4 protein-coding genes are annotated in these 8,350 nt (G+C 72.6%); all 4 read right to left on the bottom strand.

Annotated elements, in window-relative coordinates:
- Positions 1-80 precede the first annotated feature (80 nt).
- Positions 81-620 (bottom strand): 2'-5' RNA ligase family protein, encoded by a 540-nt coding sequence (locus ACSNOK_RS10035; RefSeq protein ID WP_436780253.1) that lies wholly within the window; start codon positions 618-620, stop codon positions 81-83.
- A gap of 162 nt (positions 621-782) precedes the next feature.
- Complete coding sequence (locus ACSNOK_RS10030) at positions 783-1,280, bottom strand: HIT family protein (protein WP_436780252.1); 498 nt, start codon at positions 1,278-1,280, stop codon at positions 783-785.
- Between the two features lie 27 nt (positions 1,281-1,307).
- Positions 1,308-1,787: an HIT family protein gene (locus tag ACSNOK_RS10025; RefSeq protein WP_436780251.1), complete on the bottom strand. Its 480-nt coding sequence runs from the start codon at positions 1,785-1,787 to the stop codon at positions 1,308-1,310.
- A 295-nt stretch (positions 1,788-2,082) separates the two neighbouring features.
- Positions 2,083-7,845, bottom strand: coding sequence for a WD40 repeat domain-containing protein (locus ACSNOK_RS10020; RefSeq protein ID WP_436780250.1), 5,763 nt, complete (start codon positions 7,843-7,845; stop codon positions 2,083-2,085).
- Positions 7,846-8,350 lie beyond the last annotated feature (505 nt).

The following is an 8,350-nucleotide window of genomic DNA, read 5'->3' as shown; positions in this document are numbered from 1 at the left end:
GGATCCGGACGATGAGTCCTGTCCGGCCTGCCTGAAACCCACTCGTGCTGTCGTCTGCCATGCCCCGGCATGCGGCCCGTTCACCCAAGGAGCGAGAACGACGGCCCTTCACGCCACTTCACCCCGTCGTACGCCATGAGCTCGACCGCCGAGACCCGGGACACGAAGGGGAGCCTGCCGCGCAGATCGGCTTCGATCCCGTCCAGAACCGCATCGTCGTGACCGTCGGCGACGGTCAGGTGGGGAACGATGTCGGCGAATCGGCCCTCATAGGGAGGCGCCTCGGGCCAGCGGTCAGCGATCGCCTCGGTGAGCCGCCGCAAGGGCGTGGCCGGTTCGGGGGCGAGATACAGCACCCCGGGGAACCGCCCACAGCTCTCGAACCGCACGTCGAAGGCGCGGTGACCGCCCAGCACGGCGGCGAGGGCCGAGCGGACACGCGCGTCTATCCGGCTCTCGTCCAGGAACGGGAAGAGCACCGTGACATGCGCCGGCACGCCTGCCCGGGCTGACGGATCGAACCGCTCCCGCCATGCGCGGACGGCCGGCTCCGCCTCGGGGATCCGGACGATGAGTCCTGTCCGGCCTGCCTGAAACCCACTCGTGCTGTCGTCTGCCATGCCCCGGCATGCTGCCACCTCAAAGGCCGACGGCGACAGGCGTGAGAAGCCCGCGACCACGGCCGACCCCGCCACACCGGGCAGGCGGAAGAAACCGACGGCCCGGAACCCGCCGCCGAACGCCGCCGGCCGTACGGAACGAAGCCACTCATCGGGCCCCCTTCACCCCCGGCTCCCGCTCGCCAGACGGTCGAGTTCCGTCCCGATCGCACGCCGCAGCGCCGCGTGCCGCGGGCCGAGCGCGTGCTCTTCGTCGCTCCAGTGCCCGGGTGGGTAGAGCCACACCGGCCGGTGGACGAGATCGGCGGGCTCCCACTCGTACCGGGGCCAGACATGGGCGTGCAGGTAGGGATCGGCGTTGCCGAGGATCTCCAGGTTCACCCGGCGGAACGCCGCGTCGGCGCCGCGGCAGGCCCGCTCGACGGCCTCGCCGAGGCGGTCCATGTCCTCCAGGAACGCTCGCCGGCGCGCACGCGGAAGGTCGCTGAGGCGCTGCACGCCCGGGTCGTCGACCAGGAGGAGCGAGTAGCCGGGGAGGAACTGCGTGTCCCCGATCACCGCGAATCCGGCGTCCAGGCGCCGCAGCACCGTGGGGTTCTCGCCCCGCAGCGCACTGCCGATCCGGTCATCGCACCGGCCGGCGGCCGTCGGACGAGCCATGGGTGTCTCCTTGGGGCAGGCCGGGGTTCAGGGCCGTTCGGTCAGCGCTCGGCGGAGCCGTGCCGCGAGGGCGTCGAGGTCCTCGGGCGGCGCGTCGATGACGCCGTTCTCCGACATGAGGGCGTGGAACTGCTGGTGCTCGTACGGAACCCCCGGCGGAAGCCCCGCGATGTGCCAGTGCACATGGGCGTTGCCCTGCCGGCTGCCGAGCGAGTAGACGTAGGTCCGCTCCGGCCGGCAGACCTCTTCCATGGCGAGGGCCACGCGCCGGACGAACGCCATCAGCCGCACGTACGCGGCCTCGTCGAAGTCCCGCACGACGTGCTCCAGGTGACGCTTGGGTGCCACGAGGATCTTCCCGGGAAGGGTCGGCCACCGGTCGAGGAAGGCCACGTGCTCACCGTCGTCGGCGATCAGACGGTGCGCGTAGTCGGGGTGGCCGGCGAGGAACGCGCAGACGAAGCACGGTCCCGTGCGGGCGCGTTCGGTGTAGGCGTCCAGGTCCATCGGCTTCCGCTCGGGCCGGCGACCGGGTCGCGGCGAGGACTCACGCATCCGTACCGCCCGGGTGAACGGCGCCTCGGTCCGGGCCCGCGCTCACGGCGTCGGTGATGACGGGCGAGAGGTTACGGCCGCGGCGTGGGCAGCCCGACGACGGTTGTGACCACATGCACGCATGCTCGCACGGACGCGCGGCGGCGCGAACCGCCCGTACGTCATGGCGCTGTTCCACTTGCCCACGCGGCCTCTCAGGCCGTGCCCGAGGAGACGGACGCCGCCCCGCCCCCGCGCACCCTCTTCGTCAGCGGGATCCCCCCTGACGGACACCTGCCGCCGCCGGACCGCCGAGCGACAGCGACGAACCGGCGCCCGGGCCCACGGCCGTCACGTCGACCCGGGGCAGGGGCGGGTTGGGCAGGTCCGCCTGGGTACGGGCCAGGACGATCTGGTCGAACAGGGCGCCGTCGCCATTGCTGCGCAGGGCGAGCTGGTCGACGACCTTGACCGCACCGGCGGTGACCTTCCACAGGTCGACGCGGACGACCGTCCAGTCGGCGGGAACCGGCCCCGCGAGCCTCCTCTCGACCATGACCGTCTCCGGTGGCCAGTGGGAGTCGCCGACGGACACCGAGAAGACCGGCGCGGACGTCGCGGGCCCGAACCGGACGCTGATCCCCGTGGTCCGGAGGCTGAGCGCCTTCCAGGCGAACTGGAGATAGCGGTACTGGCCCGGGCCGCTCGGGTTCTCCACGATCCTGAAGTCCCAGTCGTGCATGGCGTGCCCGAAGGGGGCCCGGAACGTGGGGAAGCGCTGGACCGCCCGCTTCAGCCGCAGACAGCCGGTCCCGACGGCGGCGCCGCCGAGCTGGATGTCGGCGGACGCGCTGTCCTCCACGATGTCGCGCACGTCGTCCTCCCGGTCGTCGAAGAGGACGGCGAGCGCGTTCCCCTCCAGCACGTCCCGGTGGGAGTTGCCCACCACGCTGCCGTGGAAGACGAGTTCGCCGAGCCGGATGTTGCCCACGGGCCAGCCGCCACCGCCGGTGGTACGCAGCCGGAAACGGGAGGAGGACAGCGCCTCGAAGGTGTGGGTGTGCACGGCGCCCGCGTCGGAGAGGAGCTTCGGCCCGTCCTTCCAGATCCCGGCTTTCGTGTCCCACCACTGCAGTTGCACGTCGCGCAACCACGACTCGGGGTGGGCGGGGTCCTCGGCGAAGGTCACACCGGTGAGCCGGACCTGCGTGCGGAAGGTGTCGACGGTGAACAGCAGCTCCTGCCCCTCCTGGATGCGGATGGCACCGATGACAGACCAGGGCACCCACGGTTCGGCCGGCGGGTCGGCACGGCCGTCGGTGAGCAGGGCGACCGCGTTCTGCTTGCCGAGGTCGACGTACCGGACCGGGCTGACCAGGCGTACGTCCAGGAGGGCGGAGGTGGTCTTGATCAGGTTGGGTGTGAGGGCCTTGGGCTCCGTGGTGTTGCCCCAGCCCGCGCGGCGGACCACCGGGACGGGGTCGGGGGCGAGGAGCTTGGGGCGGATGTCGGTCTCGGACGGGGCCAGCCGGGTCCGCCACCGTTCGTCCAGGGCGGCGGTGTAGCGGAGTACCGTGCCCGTCCAGGTCGCGACGAGGAGGCCCCCGTCGGGCAGCCAGGCAGGGACCGGGAGCGCCTGGAGGTCCTTGGCCGCCAGTGGAGTGCCGTCGCGGCGCAGTACGGCGAGGGTGCCGAGTTCGCTGCCGACGGCCACGCGGGTGCCGTCCGGCGAGACGCGGGGGCGCCGCAGCAGATCGTCCCCGGTATAGGTCCACAGCAGCCCGCTCCCGGCGTCGTACGCCCTGAGCTGGTTGCGGAAGGCGACCGCGAGGAACGAGCCGTCGGCGCTGACGGAGACCTCGTCGGCCGCGGTGGGAAGGGTGTTGACGAGGATGCCGCCGCGGATCACGTACACGCGGCCGCCGTCGGCGTCCGACCAGATCACCGCGGTGCGCCGGTCGCCGCTGACGACGCCGCCGCCGAAGCGTCCCTCGGCCGTGGGGATCGTCCACAGGGTGGAGCCGTCGGCCGCGGCGAGTCCGGTGATCGTGTTCGCGGCGAAGGTGACGAGGGTGTCGTCGTCGAGGGCGAGGAGCCGCAGCGGGGTCCGCTCGCCGGTCTTCCACCACTCGTGCGCCCACCTCTCGCGCGGCTCGGCGCCGCCGCCGTCCGGCGTGTCCCACAGCGCGAGGCCCAGATCGCCGGAGGTGGCGATCCAGGAACCGCCGGGCGCGGCGGCGAAGTTGTTCAGCCCGTAGTCGTGGCCCCACCCGCCCTTCATCCAGTCGGTGGCCTTCTTGGGCAGGCCGAACAGGGCGAAGCGGCGCCGGGGCGAGCCCTCGGCGTCCAGCAGGTACAGGTGGTAGCCCTCGGGGCTGTGCACGTCGAAGCCCTGCGCGGCGAATCCGGCGCCGAGGGCGCTGGGGGTGTAGGCGAAGTGGTGGCCGAGGCGGCGGCGCCAGCGCGTGGTGCCGGTGGCGAGGTCGAGGCCGTAGAGGTTGTGGTCCCAGTCGAAGGCGGTGAGGGCGGCGGTGCGGCCGTCGGCGGCGACGGCGATGTCGCGTACGTGCGGGCCGAAGGCGTACTCGGCCGGGGGCGGCAGCGGATCGTGCGCCAACGGCACGACGGCGTAGAGCCGGGCGGGGACGGTACGCAGATCCGCCGTGAACTCCCCGCCGAGCAGACTGACCCGCTCCCCGGTGAGCACGTCGACGACCTGGTGCAGCGCGGGCAGCGCCACCTTCAGCCTCGCCGTCACGGGAACCCGGTGGCCGCACCGCAGGCCCACCCGCCACACCAGGCCCGGCTCCCAGTCGAGCAGCGTGTTGTTGACCGCCCAGATGTACGTGGTGCTCCCGGCCTTGCGCTCGCTGAGCAGCACCTCGGGGTTGTCGCACTCGGCGACCGGGGCGACGACGTCCTTCAGGACGGCGGTGACCTTGGCCGCCTGGTCGAGGAAGATCCGGCGGAAGCGGCGGTAGGAATCGTCGTCGCTCTGGGGCGTCTCGTCGCTCTCGACGCGGGTGAAGGCGGTGCCGAGGGGGCGGTAGGCGTCCTTGTACCGCTGGACGCAGCTGTCGTCGGCGAAGACGGGGACGGCCTCCGGTTCCCGGCTCACCTCGCTCAGCGCCGTGGCGAGGCGCGGGTCCAGGTCGACGCGCTGGCCGATCAGCAGGACGGCGTCGTAGCCGCGCAGGACGTCGGCGCTGACGTCCTCGGTGAAGACGAACGTAGCCGGGCGGTGGGCGTACAGGCAGGCGGTGTACGCCTCGAAGAGCCGCATGAAGTACCTGCTGCTCAAGCCCTGCGAGGTCTCCAGGCGCTGCATGCGGGTGGACACGACGATCGCGACACGGTCGGCGTTGCGGGCGCCCGCCGTCGGGGGCCCCAGGCGGGCGCACAGGTCGAACGCGGCGCGCAGCACCGACGTACGGCCCGCGTCGCCGGAGCGGGGGTCGCCGGGCCTGCCGCCGCTGCCGGCGCCGCGTTCGTCGCGGTCGGCGATGCCCTGCAGGTGGTAGGCGCCCTGGTCGCCGGTCATGCCGGTGCCGTTCGCGCCCCGCATCACCTGTTGCAGCAGCGTCGGCAGGATCATGCCGCCGGTGCCGTCGTCGTTGAACAGTTCCGGGTGGCCCCAGGCGGGTTTGCCCGGGCGACGGTAGTAGTCGACCATGTGGGCGGTCGCGCCCATGAGTTGGAGCTGCTCGCCCTGGTAGTGCAGGTCGACCTCGTCGGCGGGCGCGAACACGACCGGGGGAGGGGTCTGCGGTGCGCGGTAGGGGCCGGTCATCGCGCCGACCTTGCCGGGCAGCCGTCGGTTCAGGACCTCGCGGAACCGGTCCGCGGCGATGGGCCGGAGGGCGATCGAGCGGTCGGTGACGGTGTCGAGGACCGGCGCCCAGCCGCCGGGCTCCTCGACGTGCTTCAGCGCCTCGTCGTACTTCCGGCGCTCGTCCTCGCTCTCCGCGGCGGCGGCGCCGAGCGTGGTCACCCACCAGTTCGCGCCCCAGGTCCAGCCCCGGAACGCCGCGTAGGTGCGCAGGCTTTCGATGACGCTCAGCAGGTCGCTTTCCAGCTCCCCCTGCTTGCGGATCTCGTTGTTGCCCGGCAGGCCGAGGGGCAGGTAGGTGTCGTTGGCGTAGAGGACCGCCTGCTCCTCCATGCCGCGGGCGCCGTAGCCGGCGACGGTACGGCGCGCGGGGTCCTCGAACATCGCCTTGTCCCAGTGGACGGCGGTCTTCGAGCGCTTCAGCCGTTCGACGATGCCGGCGTCCGCGGCGGCGTCCTTGAACGACGCGGGCCAGTTGACGCCGAGGCGGTCGACGAAGAGATTGAGACCGAGCTTCTCGGCTCTGGCGACATGGGCCTCGACGGTGTCCGGCAGGTCCGCGAAGATCGGCAGGAGCTGCGTCGACGGGTTCTTGACGACGTCCCGGGGGTCGGAGGGGACGCTGGCGTGGTTGTTCGCGTAGATGTCGCTGTACCAGGTGATGTGGAAGTCCGGCCGTCGTACGAGGCCGGGCCCGAGGTCGAGGTGGAGCGGGGCGACGGTGAAGCCGGGGGGCCGTTCGGCGTCGATGAGGTACCGTCCGGGCGTCAGCGTGCCGGTGTACTCGCCGGTGAGCTCCAGGCGGCCCGTGCCGTCCGGCGAGAGGGTGACGGTCTCGGCGTGGACCTCCGCCCCGTCCCGCAGCAGCCGCACGCGCGCGCTGCCCGGCAGCGGAGTGCCGTCGGCCACGCGGGCCACGACGCGCACGGTGACGGGCTCGCCGCGGCCGTAGGAGAAGCGGTTCAGCGCGGTGAACATCTCGACGCCGTTCTCGTCGACGAGGACGCGGCAGGTCATCAGGGACAGCGAGCCCTTGCTGCTCTCGGGCGTGCGGATCTCGACGAAGCCGTCCACGGTGTAGTCGCCGAGCCGTCCGGCGACGTCGGGTGACACCCGCAGGTGGTACAGGCCCCGGGCGTCGGCGGGCGGGGTGACCGCCCCGCCGGTCAGCGGGAGTTCGGTGAACTCCGGTACGCCCAGAGGTCGCAGCCACACCCGGAAGCGCGGTTCGCCGGGCCACCGGCCCCGGTCGTGGGTGATCGTCAGCGGCGTCTTCCGGCCGGCCGTCCACTCGTCCGACTCGTACGTGACGGACAGCCGTTCGACGTCGGCGCCGACCCGGCGGACGAGCGCGCCGGTGCGGTCGTACACCTCGAACAGGTACGTCGGGTCGTTGCGCTTCACGTAGTAGTGCTGCCCGCGCACCCTGAGGTACTGCACGGTGTACGGGTCGTCGGGGAGGGCGAGGGTGACCTCGCGCTCCCTCCGTCCCCGCGGGTCGTAGACGGTCACCTGGCGCCGGGCCGGTTCCCGCGGCAGCCCGGCGGAGACGTGGAGACGACCGTCGTCGTCCACGTCGTACCCCCCGAAGGCGTCGCCGGCGGGCCGGGCGCCGATGGTCCACACGTGCGTTCCGTCGAGCTTCGACGCACAGACGAGCCCGGCCCCGGCCGACGTGGGCCAGGCGGTGTAGAGCATCCCGAGCTCCTCGGCCACCCGCATCCCCACCGGACCCGTCTTGGAAGTGGCGTTCGCGTCGAGCCCCGTGAGGGTGACGCGCCGGTCCACGACGCCGGGCCTCAGCCGGACCACCTGTCCGCGGTGCTGGTCGATGGCGTAGAACCAGCCGGAACGGGCCGCCTCGACGGCCGAGGGCGCGAAGTAGCCGTGCGTGCCGTCGGCGGTGAAGTCGTCGATGCTGCCGAGCGGGTTGAACTCCTTGTCCCAGAAGTCGATGCGGTGCGGGAAGTGGGTCTCGGCGGTCGCGATCACTCCCGCCGGGTCGGCCGTGATCGCCCACGCCGCGTAGCCGACCCTCCCGAACCGCTGCTCCGATCCGTCCGCCGCGAGCCGGAGCGCGTGGCCCCGCGGCTGGTGGCCGATGACCAGATAGACGTTGTCATCCTGGCCGAGCCCCAGGCGCAGGGCCGGGACGGCGAACGCGGGGTGGTGCCTGGAGACGACTTGTTCGATGGTCCGCACGGGAGGGCCTCTCTCTCGGGGAGCTCGGGGAGCTCGGGGGCTCGGAGCTCGGGCAGATCGGGAAGCCGTGCGCCGGCTGTGCGCCCGTCGGCGAGGCCACCGATCAGCTTCTCCCCGCGAACACGAGAAGCGATATCGCCACGACGAGCGAAAGGGCGAACCGTTGTGCGACTCGCACGGCCGGGGCGGCGGACTCCTGACAGGAGACCCGTCCGGTCGGCCATACCCCCGGCCGACTGCCGCCCGCCCCGACCTCCGGTCCGACACGAGTACGGCGTCCGTCCCGGTCGCTGCCGTCACGGACATCCGCCCACTGAGCGCCTGTCCGCGACAGACGTGCGCGCCGCACCGTCGCCGGCCCTCTCCGCCCACCCCCTTGCAGGTGACATCGTGCCCAGCGCCGCGAGCGACCGGCCGTGTCGGGAGGTCGACGGACGAGAACCCCCGAAGGCGCGCCCAGCAGGCAGTTCGAAGGCGGAAGCGAGCCCGCCCGGGACGGGGCGGG

It is taken from the genome of Streptomyces sp. URMC 126, from assembly GCF_051386555.1.
Classification (GTDB): domain Bacteria; phylum Actinomycetota; class Actinomycetes; order Streptomycetales; family Streptomycetaceae; genus Streptomyces.
This window is presented reverse-complemented; position numbering and strand designations above follow the sequence as displayed.

Coding starts and splice junctions, on each gene's coding strand:
- ACSNOK_RS10035 (WP_436780253.1), bottom strand. CDS start 620: ATGGCAGACGACAGCACGAGTGGGTTTCAGGCAGGCCGGACAGGACTC.
- ACSNOK_RS10030 (WP_436780252.1), bottom strand. CDS start 1,280: ATGGCTCGTCCGACGGCCGCCGGCCGGTGCGATGACCGGATCGGCAGT.
- ACSNOK_RS10025 (WP_436780251.1), bottom strand. CDS start 1,787: ATGGACCTGGACGCCTACACCGAACGCGCCCGCACGGGACCGTGCTTC.